Raw genomic sequence first — 250 nt, 5'->3', positions numbered from 1 at the left:
GCGCGGGCGTCCTGCCCCACACCCCGCGCCCGGTGGTGCGGGTCTTTCCCGAGACGCGGCTGCTGATCTGCGGCCAGGCGCCGGGGCGGCGGGTGCATGAAAGCGGCCTGCCGTTCACCGATCCGTCCGGAGACCGGCTGCGCGACTGGATGGGCGTGGATTACGAGACCTTCTACGCCGACCATCGCATCGGGGTGGCGGCCCAGGCCTTCTGCTATCCCGGAACCGCGCTGAAAGGCGGGGACTATCC

General features: G+C 71.2%; 1 protein-coding gene. It reads left to right on the top strand.

What is annotated here, in order from left to right; genetic code table 11:
* A partial coding sequence (locus tag CVH10_RS22930; protein ID WP_369335991.1) for a uracil-DNA glycosylase family protein occupies nt 1-250 on the top strand: 250 nt, incomplete at both ends.

It is taken from the genome of Halomonas sp. ND22Bw, assembly GCF_003011945.1.
In the GTDB taxonomy this organism is placed as follows: Bacteria; Pseudomonadota; Gammaproteobacteria; order Pseudomonadales; family Halomonadaceae; genus Halomonas; species Halomonas halophila.
This window is presented reverse-complemented; position numbering and strand designations above follow the sequence as displayed.